The 26989-nt window shown below is 48.1% G+C and carries 5 protein-coding genes; all 5 read left to right on the top strand.

Annotated elements, in window-relative coordinates; genetic code table 11:
• Positions 1 to 39 precede the first annotated feature (39 nt).
• The 5 genes from PRIO_RS28690 (at position 40) to PRIO_RS28670 (ending at position 26989) form a co-directional block, all read left to right on the top strand.
• Positions 40 to 735 carry a thioesterase II family protein gene (locus tag PRIO_RS28690; RefSeq protein ID WP_020431447.1) on the top strand — a complete coding sequence of 232 codons (696 nt, stop codon included), beginning with the start codon at positions 40 to 42 and terminating at the stop codon, positions 733 to 735.
• 92 nt (positions 736 to 827) lie between these two features.
• A complete protein-coding gene (gene istA / locus PRIO_RS28685; protein WP_020431445.1) occupies positions 828 to 1955 on the top strand; it encodes an IS21 family transposase in 1128 nt (375 codons plus the stop codon).
• A gap of 390 nt (positions 1956 to 2345) precedes the next feature.
• Positions 2346 to 20804 (top strand): non-ribosomal peptide synthase/polyketide synthase, encoded by an 18459-nt coding sequence (locus PRIO_RS28680; RefSeq protein WP_331709823.1) that lies wholly within the window; start codon positions 2346 to 2348, stop codon positions 20802 to 20804.
• 65 nt (positions 20805 to 20869) lie between these two features.
• Complete coding sequence (fabD, locus tag PRIO_RS28675) at positions 20870 to 22126, top strand: ACP S-malonyltransferase (RefSeq protein WP_020429590.1); 1257 nt, start codon at positions 20870 to 20872, stop codon at positions 22124 to 22126.
• A 48-nt stretch (positions 22127 to 22174) separates the two neighbouring features.
• On the top strand, positions 22175 to 26989 hold the full coding sequence (locus PRIO_RS28670; protein WP_046505738.1) for a type I polyketide synthase: 4815 nt from the start codon (positions 22175 to 22177) through the stop codon (positions 26987 to 26989).

Genomic DNA, 26989 nt, shown 5'->3' with positions numbered 1-26989 from the left:
AAGGCAACAACAGCTAATTCGATTAGTACGGGGTGAATCATGAAATTCCTATTTTGTCTGCCGTATGCTGGCGGTTCAGGTTCAATCTATTACAAATGGAGCACACTTCTGAGCGATACGATACAGCTCTGTCCGATTGAGTTAAAGGGGAGAGGGAAACGCATCCATGAGGTTTTTTATGAAGATATAGATGAAGCGGTTAATGATATCTACGTTCAGCTGAAAGACAAGATTGACCAACATGAGTATGCCATTTTTGGCCATAGCATGGGAAGCCGGCTGGCTTATAAGCTGTATTATAAAATTGACAAAATGAATAATAGAAAACCCAAGCATATATTTTTCTCGGGATGCGGGGCGCCGAATATCCCCAGGCGGAAAAGTATGCTTCATAGCTTGCCTGATCCTTTGTTTATTCAGAGGATTATGGAAATGGGGGGGACCCCTGAGGAGTTCGTTACGAATAAGGACTTGCAGAAATTATGTCTCCCTATACTAAGAAACGATTTTAGAATTCTGGAAAAAGACAGGTACACCGAACATGAGCAGAAGCTTGGCTGCGACATCTCTATATTATCCGGGAACAAAGACACGTTGAGCGCTGAAGCGATCGTTTCATGGAAAAACTATACGGATAGGCAATGCAAGCTGTATATGTTCGAAGGAAATCATTTTTATATTAACCATCATGCAGATGATATTACAGCTATTATTAATCAGACCTTAAATGAATAGTACTTATACAGCTATCGATACTCCAAATGCTAGTTCGTCCAGATATTCCTGGCTGTTAGAACTAACAAATAAGCTCTCAGGGGTGATTCATAATGAGAAACGAGGAGTATCTCACGGTCCAGGAAATGAAGCAAAAAGGGATGAGCATTAGCCGAATTGCCCAACTGCTGGGCAGGGACCGTAAAACGATCCGCAGATGGCTAAACGGGAAGCCGCCTGATAAACAGCATCATTTGCCCAATCTACAAAAGCTGGACCCTTATAAAGACTATATTTATCAGCGGATGAATGAAGGATGTATAAATGCGGTTATGCTCCTAAAGGAAATCCGGCACAAAGGATATCAAGGCGAAGCCACCCTGCTGAGGGAATATATGCGGCCCCTGCGTTCCCAAATCCAGGCCAAGGGCGGGAACCGCAGAGAGGCGCTACCCGGTGAAGAAGCGAGGGTGGACTGGGGCGAGATTACTGTCAATCTGCATGGCATACAAACCAAGCTATATCTTTTTGTCATGACCTTGGAGTATTCCCAAATAATCTATGCAGAATTTATGGAGAATCAAAAGCTTGAAACCCTATTGAACTGCCAACTCCATGCCATGGAATATTTCGGCGGTGTTACGAGGCATGTAATATATGAGAATTTGCGGAGTGTCTCAAGCGGCTTGGACAGTCAGGGAAGGATCGTCTGGAACCGGCGGCTTATCCAGTTTGCCGGGCACTATCATTTTATGATGGGGTTCTACGGTTCCCGCTTCAATAGCAGCCGCGGGGAGCGGGGCATAAGGTTCGTGAAACGCAACTTCCGGGTAAATGAATACACCTTTACGCAGTTGGGCGAAATGAATGATAAAGTATGGGATTGGATGGATGATATGGCCAATAAGAGTGTGCACGAAGCCTCGGCGGAGAGACTCGTAGATCGCTTGGCACGGGAAGAACTGCAGCAAATCAACAGGGATCGCTTTGAAATCGCAGATCATCATTTCAGAAAGGTCTCTAATGACTGCCTGGTATCCTACCAAGCGAACCATTATTCAGTTCCCGGGCATTTTGCGGGGCAGGTGGTTCATATTCTTGAACAAGACGGGTGTATCCGTGTCTTTCATGGAACACAAGAGATAGCGGTTCATCAAAAGGCGTTTGGGAAGCAACAGATTTTCCGGCAAGAGGAGCACTCCAGGACGGGGCGCAAATCAGACAGCAACAGAGTAAAGTAAAAAAATTATATCAGAACCCCCCTTTCCCCTATTTTTTAATTTTTTCCGGGACAAGGGGTAGTTCTTTTTCCGGTTTTGGTAATAAAATTCTGATAATTTTAACGGATTGTTCAAATCTTCGTGTCGCCCCCCAGTCTACTTCCTTCCCTGTGATGGGGAATTTCAAATGATGAAAATGGGTAAAAAATAACTTCATTGACAAAAAAAGATTACAGGTATATCATTCTATTTGTTCAATATATTTACTGATTTGTAACTATTTAATATACGGTTTATTCTTTCTGCACACCTCTCCAAGGCAAGATCAGACAGCATTATTTTTTTATTCATATGGCGAAAAAAGTCGTAATTCCCAAAATATAGACGAATTTTATCTATTGCTGTAAATCTTTGATAAAGGGTAAAAAAGCTAATTTGAATTTTATAGTAAAGGAGTTCAAGAGTATGTCTGATCTGTTGAAAAAGGATAATTTACACGGGTCGAAAAAATTATCGGGGGAGCTGGCGGGGAGTTCTTTTCCAGTTGACTATGCTAAACGCGATAAGAAGGAGATTCAAAGAGAACAAATCGTATTTACTGTAGCTAATGAATTAAGTGCACAAATGGATACGCCGGGCAACGGATCAGATGAACATATACATACAGTATTATCCACGGCGTTAATTCTGTTGTTAAACAAATATACGGGAGATAATTACATCGTTATTGGAACCCCTCTGTTGACGAAGGATTTGGTGCTTAAGAAGCATATTGTTGAACAAAGTACGGTTCAAGACTTATTAGCGGGTGTAGGCAATACTTGGCGGGAAGCCCTTGAACATCAAAATGACTCCATCCATGAACGGTTAACCCAATTGAGCCAAGATGCTGGTGAAGAGGGTCCGCTATACAACATCATGATTGTTCTCGAAGGATTTCAGGAACAAGCCAATAAGACGAATCCTGATGCCGATATGCTTTTCTCTTTTGCCAAAAGGGGCCAGGCCCTGGAGGGGACCATTCAATATAATGCGAGCCTGTATAAGCAAGATACGGTCCGCAGAATATCCAACCATTTCTTAAATGCACTGAAGGCGGTGTTGTGCTCCCCTAAGATTGCGGTGAAAGATACAGAGATTCTTACAGAGATAGACAAGCGGCAGCTGCTGTATGAATTTAACGACAACGCTGCGGAATACCCCCAGGAAGCAACGATCCAGGAATTATTCGAACAACAGGTGGAGAAAACACCGGTACATATAGCAGTGGTGCAAGGAAACCGGACATTAACCTATCAAGCATTGAATCAGCGGGCCAACAGCCTGGCGAGAGCCCTGCGGACGATGGGGGTAAAGCGGGAATCCATAGTAGGTATTATGGCGGAGAAGTCTCTGTCAACGGTCGTCGGCATCCTGGGGATTTTGAAGGCGGGCGGAACGTTTCTACCGGTTGACCCCAGTTATCCTGTAGATAGAATACAATACATGTTAAAGGATAGCGGAGCAAAAATGCTTCTAACAACCAACAAACATGTTAATGAGTTGAATTATGACGGTGAGATTGTTGCTCTGGACAGTGATTATTTGTATCACAATGAACAAACCAATCCGGGAAATATAAGCGTAGCGACGGATATGGCGTATGTGATCTATACCTCAGGAACTACGGGAAGACCCAAGGGAGTAATGGTTAATCATTCCGGCATCAGCAATTTGAAGGCTGTATTTGAGAAGGATTTAGGCATTCATGAAGAGGACAAAATTATTCAGTTTGCCAGTTTTTCATTTGATGCTTCGGTCTGGGAGATGAGTATGGCCTTGCTGAATGGGGCCGAGCTGCATATTCTCTCCAATGAAACCATCGGCAGTTATTTTGAATTCACAGACTATATCAATCGCAATCACATTACAGTAATGACGTTGCCGCCGGCATACTTGAACCATCTGGACAGCAATGAAGTAGAAACTGTGAGACTGCTGGTAACGGCCGGTTCCCCCATAAGCAGAGTGTTATTGGAAAAATGGGCGTCAAAGGTGAAATATATCAATGCCTACGGACCGACTGAATCCACTATCTGCTCAACAATGTGGGCTTGCAGTACCCCGATGGAGAAAAAGGCAATTGAATTTCCGGTTGTGCCTATCGGCAAACCTATTGCTAATCTGCGGGCATACATTGTGAATGGCCATGACAAGCTTGTACCTATAGGGGTGGCTGGAGAACTATGTGTCTCAGGAATTAGCCTGGCGAGAGGATATTTGAATAAAGCGGAATTAACGGATGAGAAGTTCGTTGATCATCTTTTTGAGCCTGGAGCTAAAATGTACAGAACCGGTGACCTGGCCCGCTGGCTGCCGGATGGAAATATAGAGTTTATCGGCAGAATAGATAATCAGGTCAAGATTAGAGGCTATAGAATAGAGACTGCAGAGATCGAACACCAATTGCTTCAGCAGCAGGCCATCAAAGAAGCGGTAGTGGTAGACAGAACCGATAAATGGGAAGAAAAGTATCTGTGCGCCTATGTGACAGCAGATACGGAAGTGAAGATCCCGCAGGTGAGAGACGAGCTGGCAAAGGTGCTTCCGTCTTACATGCTTCCGGGTTATATCATGCAGATTGAACAGCTGCCGTTAACGCCCAACGGAAAGATTGACCGCAAGCAATTGCCGGAGCCGGATCTGAGCCGGATGCGGGAAGCGTATGAAGCTCCGCGCAATGAGGCGGAAGAGCAGCTTGCGGCGATTTGGGGCAAGGTGCTGGGAGTGGAGCGGATCAGCATTCATGATGATTTCTTTGACCTGGGCGGACATTCGCTCAAAGCAGGGCTGCTGGTGTCCCAGGTACGGAAGGTGCTGGGCGTCGACATCAAAGTCAAGGAAGTATTCGAGCATTCCACAATTCAGCGGCTGGGCAGCCTGATCAGCGGCCTGGAACGGAAGGATTATGCAGGTACAAATATATCCCAAGCGGCGACCCAGCCCTATTACACCGCCTCTTCGGCAGAGAAGCGAATGTATGCGTTATGGGAGATGGACAAGCAGAGTGTAGCCTACAACGTGCCGGTTGTCCTGGAGTTCAAGGAACTCCTGGAGGGTGCCCGGGTTGAAGCGGTGCTGAATGAAATGGTGCGGAGACATGAAGCACTGCGCACCCATTTCGCGGTTGTGAACGGGGAAGTGGTCCAGTACATTAACGAAAGCTGGCGGCTGGACTTCACCAGCAGGACGGTGCAGGAAGGGGAAGCCGGGGAAGCCATCCGCAGCTTTGTGGCCCCGTTCAATCTGGGTCAAGCGCCACTACTAAGAAGCCGGCTGCTCAGATGTGGGGAAGCGAAGTCGGTTCTGATCCTGGATGTTCATCATATTGTGATGGACGGYATTTCTAGSGGATWATTTATCCGGGAATTCAAAGCTTTGTAYGAGGGAGCGGCACTAGCAGCCCCGGTGCTTCAGTACAAGGATTATTCGGAATGGCAGAACCGGCTGAACGGGCAAGAAACGATGAGCAGAGACGAGTCCTATTGGCTGGAGCGGCTGGCCGGGGAGCTGCCGCTGCTGAATCTGCAGACGGATGAGGAAAGACCCCGAGTCAAGCAATTTGAGGGGGACCGGATACACTTCGAGGCGGGGGCTGAGTTAACAGCAGCTCTGCACAGGGTGGCCCGGGAAACGGGAACAACGGTATATATGGTGCTGCTCGCCGTCTACAACGTGCTGCTGTGGAAATATACCGGGCAGGAAGATATCATCGTGGGCACCGTAGAATCGGGGAGAGCGCACAGCGAACTTCAAGAAACGATGGGAATGTTCGTGAATACGGTGGCTCTGAGAAATTACCCGGCAGGAGACAGAACGTTCCGGGAGTTCCTGGAGGAAGTCAAGCTGCATACATTGGCAGACTTCGAGCATACAGCCTATCCCTATGAGAACCTGATGGATCTGCTGAATCTGCAAAAGGATACAAGCAGAAATCTGTTGTTCGATATCATGTTTGCTTTTGAAAGTGGGGACTATGGGTTTGCACAAGGTGAGATAGCTCATGGAATAAAGATCATAGAACCGGAACTGAAGGTAGCTATGTTTGATCTAACCTTAACGGCCAAAGAGCTGGGCGGCAATCTGGACTTTAGCTTGGAATACTCTAGCAGACTGTTCAACAAGGCTACGGTGCAGAGAATGGGGGAACATTATACCCGCCTTTTGGCAGAGGCAGCCGCTAACCCGGATAAAGAGCTTGGCAGGCTGGACATGGTCAGTGATCAAGAGAAGCATCTGCTGCTGAACGTATTCAAGGGTACACCTACAGACTATCCGAAGGACAAGACCATCCATGAATTATTCGAGGAGCAGGTAGACAGAACTCCGGATCAGCTTGCAGTGGTATGCGGAGACCAGGCTCTTACCTACAAAGCGTTAAATGAACAGGCCAATAGCCTGGCAAGCGTATTGAGAACATACGTGGCGAAGAAGGATTGTGTTGTAGGGATTCTGGCACAACATTCCCTGAAAATGATAGTAGGTGTATTGGGTATTTTGAAGGCGGGTGCAGCGTATCTGCCGATCGATCCGGAGTATCCGGAAGAACGGATAAGATATATGCTGAAGGACAGCCAAGCCGCAGTGCTCTTAGCTCACACGGGGATCATACAAGATTTAATTGATGAGGTCCCGGTTATCGATTTGGAAGATAACACGCTGTATAGCCGTCCGGCAAGCAACCCGGAGACTGGAAATGACGCAAACCATCTGGCTTATGTGATCTATACGTCGGGAACGACCGGAAATCCCAAAGGAGTTATGGTTGAACATAAAGCACTTATTAACTTATGCCTGTGGCACAATCATTTTTATAGTATCACTGAAGAGGATAGAGCCACGAAGTATGCCGGGTTTGGCTTTGATGCTTCAGTATGGGAGATCTTCCCCTATCTCGTCGCTGGAGCTTCCATTCATATTGTGGACCGGTCAATTATGCTGAATATCACGGAGCTTAACCGTTTCTATGAGGAACAGGGAATCACAATCAGTTTTCTTCCTACACAGATTTGCGAGCAGTTTATGGAATTGGAGAATAAGTCGCTCCGCAAGCTGCTGACAGGAGCAGATAAGCTTAAGAAATATAGAAAACAAACCTATGATTTAATTAATAATTATGGGCCCACAGAAAATACAGTAGTTACTACGAGCTTTGTTGTGGATAAAGAATACAAAAATATACCTATTGGCAAACCGATTGCGAATACTGACATTTATATTCTGGATCAGCATAATATGCTGGTGCCGACCGGAGTCCCCGGCGAGTTGTGTATCTCCGGCGCTTCATTAGCGAGAGGGTATTTATTCAGGGATGATCTGACCCGTGAAAAGTTTGTGGACAATCCCTATCAGCCCGGCACAATTATGTATAAAACCGGAGACTTGGCTAAATGGCTGCCTGATGGAAATATACAATACTTAGGGAGAATTGATAATCAGGTAAAAATTAGAGGGTATAGGGTTGAGACGGCAGAGATTGAAAGCCAGTTATTAAAGCTGGAAGCTGTGCGGGAGGCGGTCGTCGTCGCCAGAAATGATGATTACGGGAACTCTTTTCTGTGCGGTTATATCGTTGCCGGCCCGGAAATATCAGCAGCTGACATAAAAGCGGAATTATCGAAGGTATTGCCGCTGTACATGATACCCGGCTATATCGTTCAAGTGGATAAAATGCCGCTTACCCCGAATGGGAAAATTGACAAAAAAGCGCTTGAACGGATAAAGCTGACCGAATCATCGGGCAGAGTTCGGGAAGCGCCCCGGACCTTTATAGAAGAGATATTAGTCAGGGTGTGGGAAAACACGCTAAGAGTTGAACGGATCGGGATTACTGACAATTACTATGAACTCGGCGGTGACTCCATAAAGTCTATTATGCTCGTGTCGGGACTTCAGAAGTATAATCTGAGCCTTGAAATAAGAGATATCATGCAGTACCCGACAATAAAAGAACTGAGCCGGCATATCAAAAAACATACGGTTGAGGTTGATCAGAGAGCTGTTGAGGGGGAAGCCGGGTTCTCGCCGATACAGCGCTGGTTCCTGGAAAGCGGGTTTACGGTAGCAAACCACTTTAATCAAGCGTTTATGTTTGCTGTTGAAGAGGGGATGGAGGAAGAACTGCTGTGTTCAGCCTTCGAGGAAGTGATTAACCATCATGATGCTCTTCGAATGATCTACCCACGGGATCAGGACGGGATAAAGCAAATAAATAGAGGAATGCATCAGTCAAGGGATGTATTGAAATTAGATATATATGATTTAAGAGAAGATCCGGATTACAAGAATACTATAGAAAGCTTGGCCAATCAAATCCAGCAAGGAATGGATTTGGAAAAAGGCATCCTGATCAGACTTGGACTATTTAGAACCGGCGCTGGCGATCAACTGCTAATCTCCATCCATCATATGGTGATGGACGGTGTGTCATGGAGAATCCTGCTTGAAGATCTGGAGTATGCTTATGGATGCGCCCGGGACGGAATGGAAATCAGCCTGCCCGCAAAAACGGCTTCTTACAGGGAATGGACGCACAAGCTTGCCGGGTTGGCAGACAGCAGAGAGATGCGAAGAGAGCTTCCGTATTGGAAAATGGTCGAAAATACGCAGGTTGCAGAAATCCCCAGAGATTTTGCGGCGCAAGAAAGTACCTTTGGCACAAGCAGCGATATCATGGTTTGTCTTTCAAAAGAATGGACAGAAAAGCTGCTGAGAAAAACGAGTGCTGCCTATAACACGCAAATCAATGATCTGTTACTCTGCGCCTTGGGAATGGCGGTCAAAGACTGGACAGGCAGCAACAAGGTTTTATTCAGTCTTGAAGGCCATGGCCGGGAAAGTCTGGTTAAGGATCTTTCGATAGACCGGACCATTGGCTGGTTCACATCCATGTACCCGGTGATCCTGGATATGAGCCACAGCGATGATATGTCAGCTAGCATCAAGTACACCAAGGAGTCCTTAAGGGGAATACCCAATAAAGGGAGCGGTTACGGGGTGCTCAAGTATTTGACAAGCCCGGAGCATAAGGGGGATGTCCAATTCAAGCGGAAACCGGACATCAGCTTTAACTACCTTGGGGAATTTGCTGATCCTGCCGGGCAAGGAATATTCAGATACTCAGAACTATCCAGCGGCAGAGGTGTTTCGTTGTCCAATCAAAAGCTGAATGCCATAGAAATCAATGGACTGATTATAGACGGACAATTGAAATTAGTATTTAACTACAGCACAGAGGAATTTAAATATGAGACCATTAAGAGATTGTCCGAAGGGTATTTGCAAAATCTAACTGCAGTTATCGGGCATTGCGAGGCCCGAAATAATACGGAGAAAACACCGTCGGATTACGGAGACAAGGAGTTAACATTGGAGGATCTGGATATAATCATCTCCAGTGGAGAGCAGGTGGAAAAGATCCATTCTCTTACTCCTATGCAGAAAGGAATGCTCTATCATCTATTGCTGGATCATCGCTCGCAGGCCTATTTCGAACAGCTTGTGTTCACATTGGAGGGAAGGCTCAATCTGGCATATTTGAACACGGCGCTTAATAAGCTGATCGAAAAATATGAGATTCTGCGGACCGCATTTTTTTACGAGAAGCTCAGCACTTTTAAGCAGGCCGTCGTGAAAGAACGAACGATAAGTGTGAACTACGAGGACATAAGTCGGCTTGATGACCGCGGCAAGGAAATATTCTTAGAACATTTTAAGGATGAAGACAGGGCCAGAGGGTTTGACTTAACTAAGGATTGCCTGGTCAGAGTATCTGTCATTAAAATCGGCCGCCGGAAGTACCAGCTTCTCTACAGCTTCCATCATATTATTATGGACGGCTGGTGCACGGGCTTATTGATGAAAGATGCGGCGGAGATCTATGCAGCGTTAAGCGCAGGCCGGCAGGTGACCTTGGATTCCACTGAACCCTACAGCGGGTATTTGAAGTGGCTCGATCAACAGGACCAGGAAGCTGCGATGGACTATTGGAGCCGTTATCTTGAAGGCTATGAGCAGGAGGCGGAAATCCCCCATTTTTATTCGAACGGGGATGCCGGTTACCGGCGAATGAATACATCCATCCAGCTAAGTAAAGAAGTGACTTCCGGGCTGAAACAAGCGGCAGACAAGAACCGGCTGAGCTTAAATGCCCTTATTCAAACGGCCTGGGGAGTATTGCTGCAGAAATACAATCATTCCGGGGATGTTGTGTTCGGCTCCATTATCTCCGGGCGGCAATGCGAAGTTGCGGATATTGATAAGATGGTGGGCTTGTTCATCAATGCCGTTCCAGTAAGAGTGAGAGGGAAGAAATCCACCCCCTTCCTGGCATTGGCCCAGCAAATCAATCATGATTTTTATGAAGCTAATACCTCCTACGGATATTGTTCACTGGCAGATCTGCAAGCATTAACCAGCATGAAGGGCAAGCTCATTAATCATATGGTGGTCTTTGAGAACTATCCGCTTGAGAAGCTGGCAGGGGCTGAGGACGGCGTCAGGGCTGCACTGAATATAACCAGCATCGAGGCATTTGAGCAGACCCATTATGACTTTGGAGTCGTTGTCCTGCCGGGTGAAGAGCTGACCTTTGAATTCACGTATAACGGTAATGTCTACAGCGGGGAAATTATCGATCTAATCGGCAGAAATTTATGCAATATTTTGAATGCTGCAGCCTCAGATCCTACTGTGCGGATAGGCGATATCAGCGGAATAACCGAGCAGGAAAGAAATTTGGTATTAAGCGGGTTTAATAACACAAATTCAGAATATTTAGTGGATAAAAGCCTGCAGCAGCTCTTTCAGGAACAGGCCGAAAAGTCGCCTGATCAAGTGGCGGCAGTCTTTCAAGACAAGCAGCTCACTTACAAAGAGTTGAATGAACAAGCAAACCGCCTGGCTAGAGCGCTGCTTGAAAGAGGCGTAGGGAACAATAGTATTGCCGCACTGCTGCTTGAGCCGTCAGAAAATCTGCTGGTGGGGATATTAGGGGTTTTAAAGGCAGGCAGCTCCTTTTTCCCCATAGATGAGGAGGCACCTGTCACTAGAATCGGCAATATTCTAAAGGATAGCCAGGCGAAAATACTGATCTCCAACTCCAAATTAATACAAACGCTGGATGATGACATTGATATTGAATGCCTGGACATCGGGGATGAAAGCTTATACGGAGGGCAGGACAGCAGCAATCTGCAAGCCAGCTATGACTTGGAGGATGCGGTGTATGTTATCTATACTTCTGGAACAACAGGCAATCCCAAGGGAGTAAGCATCCGGAATCAATCCTTAGCGAATTATGCGGGGTGGGCTGTGCGGGAACTGAACCTCGATGCTTCTAGCAGATCGCTCATCACATCAAAGTACAGCTTTGACTTATGTTATACCAGTATTTTTCCTGTACTTGTTTGTGGCGGAGCGGTGCACGTCATTCCAAAAGAAGGATATCTGAATCCGCCGGAATTATTGGAGTACGTGCAGCAAAATCAGATCAGCTATCTGAAAATGACTCCAACTTTGTTCTCGACACTGATGGATTATGAATCCATATGGAGATCCTGCACCGGTCTGAAGACGGTTATCCTGGGCGGAGAACGTCTGAGTATGCAAAATGTGATGAAGCTTGCGAAGGAATGTCCATGGATCAGGTTCATGAATCATTACGGACCAACGGAGAGCACCATTGGCTGTATCGCCCATTACATAGATCTGGATAATCTTCATGAAGGTATGCTTTACCGGCAGATCGGCAGACCCATCACGAATACGAAGGTATATATTGTTGACTCAGCAAATGAAGTAGTCCCGATAGGGGTGACTGGCGAGGTCTGCATCAGTGGCATGGGATTGGCAAAGGGCTACTTGCATAACGAGGCTCTGACAGAGGAGAAGTTTGTTAATAATCCCTTCCTGGAAGGGACAAGGATGTATAAAACGGGTGATCTCGGGAGATGGCGGCCTGATGGCAGCATTGAATATTTGGGCAGGCAGGATAATCAGATCAAAATCAGAGGATTCCGAATTGAAATTGGAGAGATTGAACAGCAGCTCTTAAAGCAGCAGGCTATCAAAGAAGCGGTAGTGGTGGACAGAACCGGTGCAAATGAAGAAAAGTATCTGTGCGCCTATGTGACAGCAGATACGGAAGTGAAGATCCCGCAGGTGAGAGACGAGCTGGCAAAGGTGCTTCCGTCTTACATGCTTCCGGGTTATATCATGCAGATTGAACAGCTGCCGTTAACGCCCAACGGAAAGATTGACCGCAAGCAATTGCCGGAGCCGGATCTGAGCCGGATGCGGGAAGCGTATGAAGCTCCGCGCAATGAGGCGGAAGAGCAGCTTGCGGCGATTTGGGGCAAGGTGCTGGGAGTGGAGCGGATCAGCATTCATGATGATTTCTTTGATCTGGGCGGACATTCGCTCAAAGCAGCGCTGCTGGTGTCCCAGGTACGGAAGCTGCTGGGCGTCGACATCAAAGTCAAGGAAGTATTCGAGCATTCCACAATTCAGCGGCTGGGCAGCCTGATCAGCGGTCTGGAACGGAAGGATTATGCGGGGACAAGTATATCCCAAGCGGCGACCCAGCCCTATTACACCGCCTCTTCGGCAGAGAAGCGAATGTATGCGTTATGGGAGATAGACAAGCAGAGTGTAGTCTACAACGTGCCGGTTGTCCTAGAGTTCAAGGAATCCCTGGAGGATGCCCGGGTTGAAGCGGTGCTGAATGAAATGGTGCGGAGACATGAAGCACTGCGCACCCATTTCGCGGTTGTGAACGGGGAAGTGGTCCAGTACATTAACGAAAGCTGGCGGCTGGACTTCACCAGCAGGACGGTGCAGGAAGGGGAAGCCGGGGAAGCCATCTGCAGCTTCGTGGCCCCGTTCAATCTGGGTCAAGCGCCACTACTAAGAAGCCGGCTGCTCAGATGTGGGGAAGCGAAGTCGGTTCTGATCCTGGATGTTCATCATATTGTGATGGACGGNATTTCTAGNGGATNATTTATCCGGGAATTCAAAGCTTTGTAYGAGGGAGCGGCACTAGCAGCCCCGGTGCTTCAGTACAAGGATTATTCGGAATGGCAGAACCGGCTGAACGGGCAAGAAACGATGAGCAGAGACGAGTCCTATTGGCTGGAGCGGCTGGCCGGGGAGCTGCCGCTGCTGAATCTGCAGACGGATGAGGAAAGACCCCGAGTCAAGCAATTTGAGGGGGACCGGATACACTTCGAGGCGGGGGCTGAGTTAACAGCAGCTCTGCACAGGGTGGCCCGGGAAACGGGAACAACGGTATATATGGTGCTGCTCGCCGTCTACAACGTGCTGCTGTGGAAATATACCGGGCAGGAAGATATCATCGTGGGCACCGTAGAATCGGGGAGAGCGCACAGCGAACTTCAAGAAACGATGGGAATGTTCGTGAATACGGTGGCTCTGAGAAATTACCCGGCAGGAGACAGAACGTTCCGGGAGTTCCTGGAAGAAGTCAAGCTGCATACATTGGCAGACTTCGAGCACACCCATTATCAATTCGAAAAGGTAATCCAAAAGCTGAATCTTAAAAGTGATGCCAGCAGAAATCCGCTGTTTGATGTTATGTTTGTGCTTGAGAATCTGGATTACGGATTGGGGCCTAATGAAGAACAGGCTAAGGTCAAGCTGATTGAGCCAATGGCCGAAGTAGCCAAATTTGATCTAACTTTAACAGCCAAAGAGGCCGGCGGCAATCTGGACTTTAGCTTGGAATACTCCAGCAGATTGTTCAACAAGGCTACAGTGCAGAGAATGGGAGAACATTATGCCCGTCTTTTGGCAGAGGCAGCCGCTAACCCGGATAAAGAGCTTGGCGGGCTGGACATGCTGAGTAATCAAGAGAAGCATCTGCTGCTGAATGTATTCAATGGTGCGCCCGCAGACTATCCGAAGGACAAAACCATCCATGAATTGTTCGAGGAGCAGGCGGACAGAACTCCGGATCAGCTTGCAGTGGTATGCGGAGGCCAGGCCCTTACCTACAGCGAGTTAAATGAACAGGCGAATAGCCTGGCAAGCGTATTGCGGGAGAAAGGAGTGGGCGCAGAAGCTATTGTAGGGATTATGGCTGACCGTTCTTTGGAGCTGATCATAGCAATACTGGGTACTCTAAAGGCGGGCGGGGCTTATCTGCCGATTGATCCGGAATATCCGGCCGACAGAATCAATTACATGCTGACGGACAGCCAGGCTGCCATGCTTTTGTTCCAGCATCATATCGTCAAGGATTTAACATACGCAGGCGGGCGGCTGGAGCTGGAGAATAGCGAGTTGTACATAAGAGAAACGGGAAATCCGGTAAAGGCCAGCCTGCCGGAAAACTTAGCTTATGTAATCTACACTTCGGGGACGACGGGCACACCCAAGGGCGTAATGGTAGAGCATAGAAATTTGGTCAATTACATTCATTGGGCCAATAAACGTTATGTTGCCGGAGAACAGACTGCTTTTCCGCTGTATTCCTCGATATCATTTGATTTAACCGTGACTTCCATTTATACACCGCTGATATCCGGGAACACCATCGTAATCTATGACGGGGAAGACAAGGCCCTGCTTACCAGAACTATAGCCGAAGAGAATAAGGTCAATATTGTAAAATTAACTCCGACACATTTGAGATTACTGGAGGACATGGACCTCTCCCGGTCCAGCATCAGAACATTCATTGTCGGCGGTGAAGATCTGAAGATAAAGGTAGCGGAAAAGATACACCGCGCATTCGATGGCCGCATAGAGATCTATAACGAATATGGGCCTACAGAAGCGACCGTGGGCTGCATGATTTACAAATATAATGCTGAACGGGATAAGGGGACCTCAGTCTCTATCGGTATCCCTGCAGACAACACGCAATTATATATTGTAGGAAGCCGGATGGAGCTGCTGCCCGTTGGCGTTGCCGGAGAGTTATGTATTGGCGGCGACGGGGTAGCGCGGGGATATCTGCACAAAGAAGCGTTGACAGCCGAAAAATTCGTAGATCATCCTTTTAACGCAGGCAGCAAATTATACAAAACCGGGGACATGGCGAGATGGCTTTCTGACGGCACGGTAGAATATCTGGGGAGAATGGACAATCAAGTCAAAATAAGAGGCTACCGGATCGAAACCGGCGAGATCGAAAACCGGCTGCTGCAAATGCCGGACATAACAGAAGCGGTTGTTGTAGCCAGAACAGATGAGCAGGGCCATAACTACTTATGTGCTTATGTAGTATCCAATAAAGAGGTAATCGCATCGGAAGTTAAGGGAAGGTTGTCGAAGGAACTCCCCAACTATATGGTTCCCGGCTTTACCGTTCAGATCGCCAAGCTGCCATTGAGCTCAAACGGAAAAGTGGACATCAAAGCCTTGCCGGCAGTGGATATCAGCGAAATGCTTGCTGCTTCTTATGAGGCTCCGAACAATAAGGTTGAAGAAATTCTGGTAGACGTCTGGCAAAGGGTGCTTAATATCGAACCCATAGGCACCAATTATAACTATTATGAAATGGGGGGAGACTCCATCAAATCCATCCTCATTGTATCGGCATTGAGGGAGCATGGCCTCAGACTTGAGGTGAAGGATTTGATGCAATATCCCAGCATTAAAGAGCTCGCCGGTTATGTTAAACACGAGGATGTACAGGCACCTCAGGAAGCCGTTGAGGGCAGCGTGCCATTCCTGCCGGTTCAACAGTGGTTTTTTGAGCAGGGGCTTCCACAAGAAAACCATTACAATCAGGCCTTTATGTTCTATAGAAAAGAAGGTTTGGACGAAGAGATATTACGAAAAGCAGTGGTGGCTATCCTGGTTCATCATGATGCCCTAAGAATGGTGTACAAAAGAACGCCAGATGGGATTACGCAATGGAATCGCAGTGCGGATTGTGCCGGGGCTGCGTTTACCCTGGATGTCTATGATCTGAGGGGCCAGGACGAGAAGCGCAGCATTCCCGCACTGTCCGATGAATTGCAGAAAGGGCTTGATCTGGAGGAAGGGCTCCTGGTCAAGCTGGGATTGTTCAAGACTTCTCTGGGAGATCATCTGCTTGTGGCTGTGCATCACCTGGTTATAGACGGGGTGTCGTGGAGAATTCTGATTGCGGATCTGGAAACAGCTTACCGGAATATTGCTGCTGGAGCCGCCGCAAGCCTTCCGCCCAAAACAGCATCCTACAGATCTTGGGCGCAGAAGCTGAAGGAATACGCATCGGGCAAAGTGCTGCTGAAGGAGGCGGAATACTGGAAAGGAATCACGAATACAGGCAGCGGACCATTGCCTAAGGACTTCGGGGAAGAAAACAGGGGATGCGGCGAGCGAATGGAGGTCAGCCTTAACTTCTCCAAGGAACAAACCGCCAAGCTCTTGAGAAATTGCAATACGGCGTATAACACGCAGATTAATGATGTTTTGCTCTGTTCCCTGGGGCTTGCCTTCAAGGAGTGGGGAGGGATGGATCAGCTGCTTGTAAGCCTTGAAGGGCACGGAAGAGAGGAAATCTTCCAGGGGGTTTCAATAGACCGGACCATCGGCTGGTTCACTACAATCTTTCCGGTCGTCCTAGATATGACCCGTAGCCATGATCTTGCCTACTCCCTCAAGCGTACCAAGGAAATGCTGAGGCATGTCCCCCACAAGGGCATTGGATATGGAATATGGAAATACCTGGCGGACGGGAATAAGGAGCTGCGCGCTTTCGAGCCTGAAGTAAGCTTTAATTATCTGGGTGAATTCGGGAGGGAAGCCGGAAGCAGCCTGCTGGAATTTTCCAGACTGTCCAGCGGAGCCAGCATTTCGATTGATAACAATAAGCTTAAAGGGATTGATATCAATGGTCTGATTATGGAGGGAGAGCTGGAGCTGGTGTTCAGCTACAGCACGCTGGAATATACACGTGAAACGGTTGCACAATTAACCGCAGCTTATCACACCAGCCTGCTTCAAGTCATAGATCATTGCGCACATCGGCAGACTGCAGAGAAAACGCCATGGGACTATGGAGATCCGGATTTGAGCCTGGAGGATCTGGACACACTGCTTGCCTGCGGACAAGAAATCGAGAAGATTCATTCCTTGTCACCTATGCAGGAGGGAATGATGTATAACACCATCGTGGATGCAGGCTCCAGCACATATTTCGAGCAAAGCGAATTGAACATTGAAGGATACCTGAATGTAGAAATTCTGAACATGGTTCTGAATGAATTGACCGGAAAATATGAGATTCTAAGAACCGCCTTTTTCTATCATGATATTAAAAAATTCAAGCAAGCGGTTCTAAAGGAGAGAAAGCTCCGCATTCATTACGAGGATATCAGTTCCCGGAGCATGCAGGAGCAGAGCAGCTATATAGAACAGTTCAAGGTACAGGATAGAAGCAATCCTTTTGATCTTGAACAAGACTGCCTGCTCCGGGTAGCTGTCCTAAAGACGGATACCGGCAATTTCAAGGTCGTGTACAGTTTCCATCATATTATTATGGACGGCTGGAGCGCAGGCATTATACTCCAGGAAGTGATAGCCCAATATAAAGCCCGGCTTCAAGAAGCAGAGCTGAAACAAGAGAAGGCCGTGCCTTACAGCGATTACTTGGATTGGCTGGACCATCAGGATAAAGCTGCTGCACTGGATTACTGGCAGTCCTATTTAGAGGCTTACGAGTCGGGAACGGTGATACCTGAGCTGCAGCATCAGGAAAAGGGCTTCATGCATCAACAGGAGCGGACCTCACTGGACGCGCAGGCAACAGCCAAGCTGAAGTCCCTTGCTGAAGCCAACGGCATAACCTTAAGCTCGGTAATCCAGACCGCTTGGGGAGTAGTTCTGCAAAAATACAGCAATACCCATGATGTTGTATTCGGCTCTGTCGTGTCCGGCAGACCTAGTGATATTAAAGGAATCGAGAGGATGGTGGGCTTATGCATCAACACCGTACCAGTCCGGGTCACAGGGGGGGACCAGCTATCCTTTATTGCTCTGGCCAAGAAGCTGAATAAGGATTTCATCCATGCCAATGCATTCAGCTTTTGCCAGCTGGCAGAGATTCAGGCCTTGTCCCCTATGAAAAATAATCTAATCAATCATGTAGTGGTCTACGAGAATTATCCTGTCGATCAAAGCCTGGCTGATCTCCAGGAAGCTGAAGGAAGAGAGGTGAAAATTACCGCAGCCCAGGGGTTTGAGCAAACCAATTATGATCTGGAGATTCTGATTGCTCCCGGCCGTACACTGCAAATAAAGATTACGTATAATGGCTGCAAGTACAGCAGGGACGTCATAAATGCCCTGATGGATAATCTGATGCATGTGCTAAGCTGTGCGGTGTCTAATCCGGACCAAGCGGCAGAGAGCATTGATATGGTGAGTGAACAGGAAAGAAACAAGCTGTTGTATGAGCTTAACTGCACCGGGACAGCTTATGCCAAAGAGAAGACCATTGCACAGTTGTTCGAAGAACAGGCCGAACGGACGCCGGAAGCTATAGCACTGGAGTTTCATGGCACAGTTTTAAGCTACAGGGAGCTGAACAAGAGAGCGAACCAATTGGCCAGGGTTTTGCGGAGAAACAGTGTGGGTGCCAATGTCATTGTTCCGATTCTGGTAAAAAGATCTTTAAATCTGCTGGTGGGCATTCTCGGAATATTAAAGGCGGGAGGGGGCTATTTGCCTCTGGATACCGATTATCCGGTAGACAGAATTCACTATATGCTTCAGGACAGCCAAGCCAGTCTTCTATTAACTGAAAAAGGTCTGGCGGCTCCCTTGGGCTTGAATGAAGCTGTCACCATCTTGGATATTGGCTCAAAGCAGATACAGGATGAAGATGACTCCAATCTTCAGAGCATTACCAAAGCCGATGACCTGGCTTATGTACTCTATACTTCAGGTTCCACCGGCAATCCTAAGGGGGTGGCGGTAGAACAGCGGGGGGTCCACAACTTTATTAAAGGAATTACAGACCGGATAAGCTTCACGGAGGATAAAATCATTCTCTCGGTAACTACGTGCTCCTTTGATATTTTCGGCTTAGAATCGCTGCTGCCGCTCACCCGGGGCTTAAAGGTGGTCATTGCCAGTGAAGAAGAGCAGAAGGACCCTCACTTGCTAAACAAAGTCATATTGGATTCAGAAGTAAACACAATTCAGTTGACTCCGTCCAGGCTGAAGCTAATGCTAAACTGCAGCAATACGGCAGAAAGCTTTAAAAAATTGAAGCTCATGATGATTGGGGGGGAAGGATTTCCGAAGGATTTGCTGGTCCAGCTACAAAAGTTCACGGACTCCAGAATCTACAATATGTATGGCCCGACTGAAACCACGATCTGGTCCACTGTAAAAGAACTGACTCACGAAAACAGTGTGAATGTCGGAAAGCCCATAGCGAATACGCAGGTCTACATTGTGGATCAAGCCGGACATCTGGCGCCTATAGGCGTTGCGGGTGAATTGTGCATAGCCGGAGACGGCGTAGCGAGGGGCTACTTGCATAAGGAAGAGCTGACTGCATCCAAATTCGTGGACAACCCTTTTATGCAAGGCACGAAGATGTACACAACAGGAGATTTAGCCAGATGGCTGCCGAATGGAGAGCTGGATGTGATCGGGAGATTGGACAATCAGGTCAAAATTGGCGGGTACCGTATTGAGCTGGGGGAAATTGAAAGTGTAGCAGCCCGGCATGACAAGATCACGCAATGTGTAGTGGCCGGACAACCCAATTCTTTGGGCTCACAGGATCTGGTGTTATATTTTGTGGCCGCAGAGAAGATAAGTACGTCTGAGCTTGTAAATTTTCTGTCGCCCGTTCTGCCTAAGTATATGATGCCGCAGATGTACATTCAGATTGATGAAATTCCGCTGACCGCAAATGGCAAAACCAATCTTAAGGCCTTGCCGAAACCGGGGAACGTACGTCCGGAGCTGCGGGATGACTATGAAGAGGCAGTTACAGATCTCCAGAAAGAGATTCAACAGGTCTGGTCGTTGATTCTGAACATTGAGCAGGTCGGCATCTATGATAACTTCTTTGAGGTAGGCGGTAACTCCCTGAAAATTGTGGCCATGTATAACGAGCTCCAGAAGCTGTATCCGGGTAAAATTCAAATCACCGATATCTTTTCTTATCCGACGATCAGCAGGCTGGCCCAGTTCATTGATAATCAGTCCGCCTTCGCCGAGGCAGCGGTTGCCCTGGATCATGAGGGGATGGCAATTGAATTGCCTGCTGTATATCTTGCCGGAGAGGCTGAGCCTGATGACGGCCGCGTTCTGAGATTCAGCTTCGCGGGAGATTCCTATGCCGGGCTGGTGCAGGCATGCACCCGTAACCGCTATGAAATCATTCATCTATTGCTGGCCGGTTATGTCTTCCTCTTATCTGACATCTGCCAAAGGGAACGGCTTGCCGTGCAGTTCTCCGATCAGGCAGCCGGCAGGTTCGGCTGGATTGAGGCGGATATAACTGGACTTGATAACTTTTATGAGATTGTCAGCCTGGTTAAGGACCAGCATAAGCATCTGCTTGAGTCCCCCCGCTACACGGTTCAAAGTGACCTGGAAATGTTCAGAACCGGCTCGGGAAGCACCGTGGTACCCCTGTTCTCAAGGGTGAATGACAGCCATCCGGCAGCGGATCATGAGGACGATGATTTGGTGCTTGAAGCCGCCGAGAAGGCCGGTGAGATTGAAATCGTATGGAGGTATAACCGCAGCAAGCTGAAGCAGGCCAAAATGTACGAGCTGTTCAATCAATATATTAAGCTGCTGCAAGTCATCATAGAGAGCGGTGAACGCACTTCAAGTGAAGTGGAAGTGTAGAAGTACAGTCCGATGTGAAACTTTTCTCATATTATTAAAATCTTAAACAGATTGGGGAATATACAATGTCAAAAATAGCATTTCTCTTCTCAGGCCAAGGCTCCCAGTATGTGGGGATGGGCAAAAGCCTCTATGATAACTTCAGTATTGCCAAAGAAACCTATGCTGAGGCTAGTGAGGTTTTGGGATTTGATCTGGGCAGGCTCTGTTTTGAAGGCAGTTCAAGTGAGTTATCCCGGACAGAAAATACACAGCCGGCCATATTGGCAGCAAGCATAGCCCAGTACAGGGTATATATGCAGGAAATTGGAGAACAGCCCTGCTATGCCGCCGGCCACAGTCTGGGTGAATACTCCGCTCTGGCAGCCGCAGGGGCGATTGAATTTGCAGATGCTGTCAAGCTGGTCAGAGCCAGAGGCTTGTATATGAAGGAAGCGGCAGAAACTGGAGCAGGAGCCATGGCGGCGATCAGGGATGTGGAGGACAGCGTCATTGAGGAGGAGTGCAGAACGCTCTCTGCCCAGGGAAGAATTATTGGGATTTCCAACTATAACGGGAACAAGGATATTGTAGTCTCGGGAGAAGCGCAGGCTGTTGAACGTCTTGTTGAGGTCCTGAAAAATCAAGGAGCACAAATCTTCAAACTGAATGTCAGCGCAGCCTTCCATTCTCCAATCATGGAACCGGCAGCAGTGAAATTAAACCGTGAGCTGGGCAATTACAATTTCAGTCAGCCTCAATATCAGGTGATATCCAATGTGTCCGCATTGCCTTATGAGGATAAAGGGCAGATCAGGGATATCCTGACACAGCAGATCGTAAATCCGGTGAACTGGTATGCGACAATGAAATATCTGGAGCGGAACGGGATAGACACCGCCATTGAATTTGGGCCCAAAGCGACGTTAAGAAATCTGGTCAGAAACAATACAGGGATTGCTGCTTACAGCTATGACAAACAGGAGGATATCGAAGAAATTCAAGCAGCTCTGCTGCCAGAGAAAGGAACCTCCAATTCGTCAAGCACGTTCACTCTGATCTCCCGCAGCCTCGGAATCTCTGTAGCCACCAAAAATAACAATTGGAACAACGAAGAATATACGCGCGGGGTCATCGAGCCGTATGAACGGATCGCGAAGCTTCAGGCTGAGCTTGAGGAAACGGGAAAACAGCCCACGGTAGAACAAATGCATCAGGCTGTAGACATGCTGAGATCCGTCTTTCAAACGAAGCAGACCCCAAAGGAAGAGCAGATCGAACGGTTCAACCAATTGTTTCAGGAGACAAATACCCGGAAATATTTCGAAAATTTCAGTGTATAACGCATCACCGGCAAGCTGCGATTCCACAATTAATGACGAGGTGGGGAAATGAAAAATGGTTTTATCAGCTTAAAGGAGCTGAAAGCTTCGGCTTTCACCGCCAGCACCCTTGAATCCGAAGATAGGCTTCTTCGGGACTCCGCAGTGAAGCCGATGTCTGAGAGCGACATTGCCATTATCGGCATGTCCGGCAAGTTCGGTGAGGCTAATGACCTGCGGGCCTTCTGGGAGGTCCTTCTGAAAGGAAAAGAGTGCATCCGAGAAATCCCCCTGCACAGGAAAGCGGACGCTGACAGATATCTCGAATTCAGCGGGGGGAAGTCTCCACATGAAGACACCCAGTATACGAGGATTGCGTACCTGGATGAGATCGATAAATTTGACTGCGGTTTTTTTGGAATACTGCCCAATGAAGCCAAGCTGATTGATCCCAGACAGAGGCTGTTTTTGGAATCAGCCTGGAGTACCTTGGAAGACGCAGGTTATGGCGGGGGGAAATTATGCGGAAGCAAGACAGGAGTTTATGTAGGTCTGAGCAGTGACGGCAGCAACGAATATTTCAAGCTGATTGAGCAAGGTGATCCGTCATTGATCGGTCTGTCGACCGCGGGGAACATCAAGTCCGTCATCGCCGGCAGATTGGCTTATATTTTGGATTTCAAAGGCCCTTCCATGATGATTGATACGGCCTGTTCATCCTCTCTGGTTGCGCTGCATGTGGCCTGCCAAGCTATAAAAAATCATGAATGTGAGGCCGCCCTGGTCGGGGGTGTCAATATTAAGATATTTCCCAAGACGGAAGAGGAGAACAACCTGAACATCGGGATTACCTCCTCGGACTCCAGTATTAGAACTTTCGATGATCAGGCGGATGGCACCAACAGCGGGGAAGGCGTTGCGGCAGTTCTGATCAAACCGCTGGACAAGGCGATCCGGGACCGGGATCATATTTATGCAGTGATTAAGGGGAGTGCCGTCAATCAAGACGGCAGCTCTGTGGGAATTACGGCTCCCAACATGACTGCACAGGAAAATGTAATTACAGACGCTTGGAAAGAAGCGCGTATTGACCCCCAAACGGTTACCTATTGGGAAGCACATGGTACGGGTACCAAGCTGGGAGACCCAATTGAGGTTCATGCCATACACCGGGCCTTCAACCGGTTCACAGACCGTAAGCAGTTTTGCGCCATCGGCTCCGTGAAGACCAATATCGGCCATCTGGACAGTCTGGCAGGGCTGGCGGGACTGATCAAGGCAGTGATGGCCATACAGTATAGAAAAATCCCGCCCAGCCTGCATTTCAAAGTTCCCAACCGGAATATCCAATTCAGCAGCTCACCGGTGTATGTGAACGATCAGACCACCGATTGGAAGGGCTATGACGGGGTGTACAGATGCGGGATCAGCAGCTTCGGCCTTAGCGGAACCAATGCCCATGTCGTCCTGGAGGGGCCTCCCCCGCTGGAGCAGCGCCAGGACGAAGTCCCGGCCAATCATATTTTTACCGTGTCTGCCAAAACTGAAGCGTCATTGGAGAAACTGATTTTGAATTATTTAGAGTTTCTCGGCAAGGAACAAGAATTAAGAATAAGTGACCTCTGCTACACCGTCAATACCGGAAGGCTTCCTAATCAATGCAGAATCGCAATGATCGTTTCGTCCACCGAGGAATTGATCCGCAAGCTGAAGCTGCTGGCCCGTAATGGAGCGGGAACCTATAAAGCTGAAGATATCTATTACCGGAAACTGGAGCGGAACCTGAAATTTATAGGTAAAAGCATGACCGGCAGCGGAGGTTTAACAGAATCATCCCACAAGTCCATAGCAGATTTACAGCTGCTGTGCGGGGCTTATTGTGATGGTGCGGATATGGACTTTGAGGGAATCTACCGCCAGCTCGACTGCAGGAAGGTAAGCTGGCCTACATACGCTTTTGAACAGAAGAGATTATGGGTAGAGCTGCCGGAGTCAAGGAGATCCCTGACTGCCGCCCGGACCAGACACCCTCTGCTGCAAGAACGGGCTGTTAGCTCACTGAATTTGGAAGTCTACGTTTCCTATTTGAATGTACAGGATTTTTGGGTCCTGAATGAACATCAGGTTAATGACGCCTGCGTGATTCCAGGCACGGCATACTTGGATATGGCGAAAGAAATAGGGACAAGGCATTTCGGCGAGGCGCGGGATATTATTTTGAGCGATGTCAGCTTTTTAAACCTATTGAAGGTAGAGAAGGATGAAGTCAAAGAAATTCATACTATCGTTAATATTAAGGATGATGCTTTGAAATTCACAGTCGCCAGCAGAGCATCTGCAGCGGAAGAGTGGATTAAGCATGCTGAGGCCTGGATTGGCAGGAAGGAAAGGCAGCCGCACACAACCTATGACATCGAGACCCTAAAAACAACCTATGATTCGGTGTATGCCATTCGCCGCAATCAAAGCTGGCCGGTGATTGAGGAATCCAGCTATACTTCCGTTCAATACGTAGAGGATACCAACCGGCCGGAGAGCATTATTAACGTGGGCGGACGGTGGAAATGCACCAATGCAATCTATAGAAGCAAGGAAGGGGTATTGTGTGAGCTGGAGATTCAAGCAGAATATGCGGAAGATCTGGAGCAGTTCTATCTGCATCCTGCCATGATGGATTGTGCGGTAAATGCAGGTACTTTTACGATCAATGAGGATACCTACCTGCCTTACTATTACAAAGAATTTAGAATCTTTGGCCCTACGCCCAAGAAATTTTACAGTTATATCACCAAGAAGAACAATGAAAATGAGGAAACAGGGAAATTTGATCTGCTGCTCCTGAATGAACAGGGGGAAGTATTCGGGGAAATCAGCAGTTATATTGTCAAAAGGGTTCATAGCTTCACGCCGCTTGAACAACCGTCCGCTCAGAAGTCCATCTATCATAAGCTTGGCTGGGTGGAGAAGAATGAATACAAGCTGCTCCGCCGCAGTGAGGCTAACGGGGGGATTCTCCTGTTTCACAATCAGGCCAAACTGGCGGGGGAAATTATAGCTTCCTTGCGGCAGGCAGGTAAAAAGGTGATCGAGGCCATACCGGGACAGGCCTTTTCCGAGCGGGGGGAGCAAGCTTATAGCTTGGGCGGGCGGCAAGAGGATTACGATAAGCTGTTCGCTGCAATTGAACTGCAAAAAATCAGTCAAATCATTCATTTGATGACGATCCAAGATCATTCCGCAGAAGGCGGTCACCAGCAACTTGAGTACAACCTGAAGCTTGGGCTGGACAGTTTATTCTATTTATCCCAATCGATCATGAAGCATCCGAATGATCCGGTAGAGCTTGTATTATTCGCAGAGCATGTCCACCGGATCAGCGGTTCAGAAACGGCAGTCAACCCGCATCATGCAGCCTTCTTTGGCCTCGGGAAGGTGCTGGGGAAGGAATATTCCAAGCTGAATGTAAGGTGCATAGATATTGATGGAGAGACCCGTGCAGCAGAATGTATCCGCGAGATCAACGGAGAAAAGCAGGTGGAGCTTGTGGGGTACAGAGAGGGAAGACCTTATGTTCAGGAACTGCAAGCCGTTCCTGTGCCGGCATTGCCGGATCAGCAAGCAGAGATCAAGAAGGACGGCGTATATATCATTACCGGCGGTCTGGGCGGATTGGGACTGGAAGTTGCCCGGTATCTCTCTTCCCTGGCGAAGGTTAACCTGATTCTGGTGGGCCGCTCCGGCTTGAGCCATCCAATTGATCCGGGCAGCAAGAATCATACCAGGACAGAGATCATGAATCACATTAGAGCGAACGGTTCGAATGTGGACTGCTATCAGGCGGATGTAGCGGACGAACGGGAGATGCAAGCTATGCTGGCGCAATTAAGGCAGCGGTATACAAGCATTAATGGCATTTTCCATTGTGCGGGTGTTGCGGGGGAGGGCTTCATCTTTAGAAAAGATAAAGCGGCCTTTGATCGTGTGACCAGGCCCAAAATTCAGGGGACCCGGATCTTGGATAAGCTGACTGCAGAGGACAAGCTGGACTTTTTTGTAATGTTCTCATCCATCACCTCGCTGAGCGGAAGCATGGGACAGGCAGATTACACAGCAGCCAATGCCTACCTGGATTCGTACGCCGAATATAGAAGTCTCATCAAGCCTGAACAGAAGACGCTGACGATCAACTGGTGCGGCTGGAAAGATACCGGGATGCTCGCCGATTACAGGAACAAGCTTGGTAAAGAAGCAGGGACTGAGGAGAATCAGAATGAGCAAGGGTTCAAAAATATCGGAACGCGCGAGGCGATAGAAGCTCTGAATGTAGTCCTGAACAAGGAAATCTCGAAGGTGATTATTGGTGAACTGGATGATAAGGTCTTTGGATTATACAAGGATCAGATCACATTCAGCCTCGCACCAGAGATAGCTGCAAGAATTAGGCCAACCCGGCCCAAGGCTCCTGGTCATACCGGGTTGCCCCCCGTGCCAATGGAGCACAGGGATTATAGCGGGATCGAAAGCGCCATTGTAAAGGCCTGGGTCAAGGTGCTTGGCTTGGAGCAGATCAATATTAACGATAAGTTTTATGATCTGGGGGGAGACTCGATATCGGCGATTTATTTAGTCAAGGAAATCGGGAAGGTGTTCCCGTCGCTGATCGATATCTCTGATATATTCACCTATCCGTCCATCAGTGAAATGTCGGATTATATTCAAAGCCTATTGGAAGACAGGAACGGGCATGCCGCCGGCTCTGTTCAACCGGTGACCAGTGAAGAGGAAACGGAGGAGGATCTCGACGGTATTTTGAGCAAGCTGGCTTCCGGGGAGCTGGAGGTTAGCGAAGCCAACCAATTGCTATATTCCGGTCAAAAATCATAA

It is taken from the genome of Paenibacillus riograndensis SBR5, assembly GCF_000981585.1.
In the GTDB taxonomy this organism is placed as follows: domain Bacteria; phylum Bacillota; class Bacilli; order Paenibacillales; family Paenibacillaceae; genus Paenibacillus_AQ; species Paenibacillus_AQ riograndensis.
The sequence above is the reverse complement of the archived record's forward strand: the minus strand, read 5'-3'. Positions and strand labels throughout refer to the sequence as shown.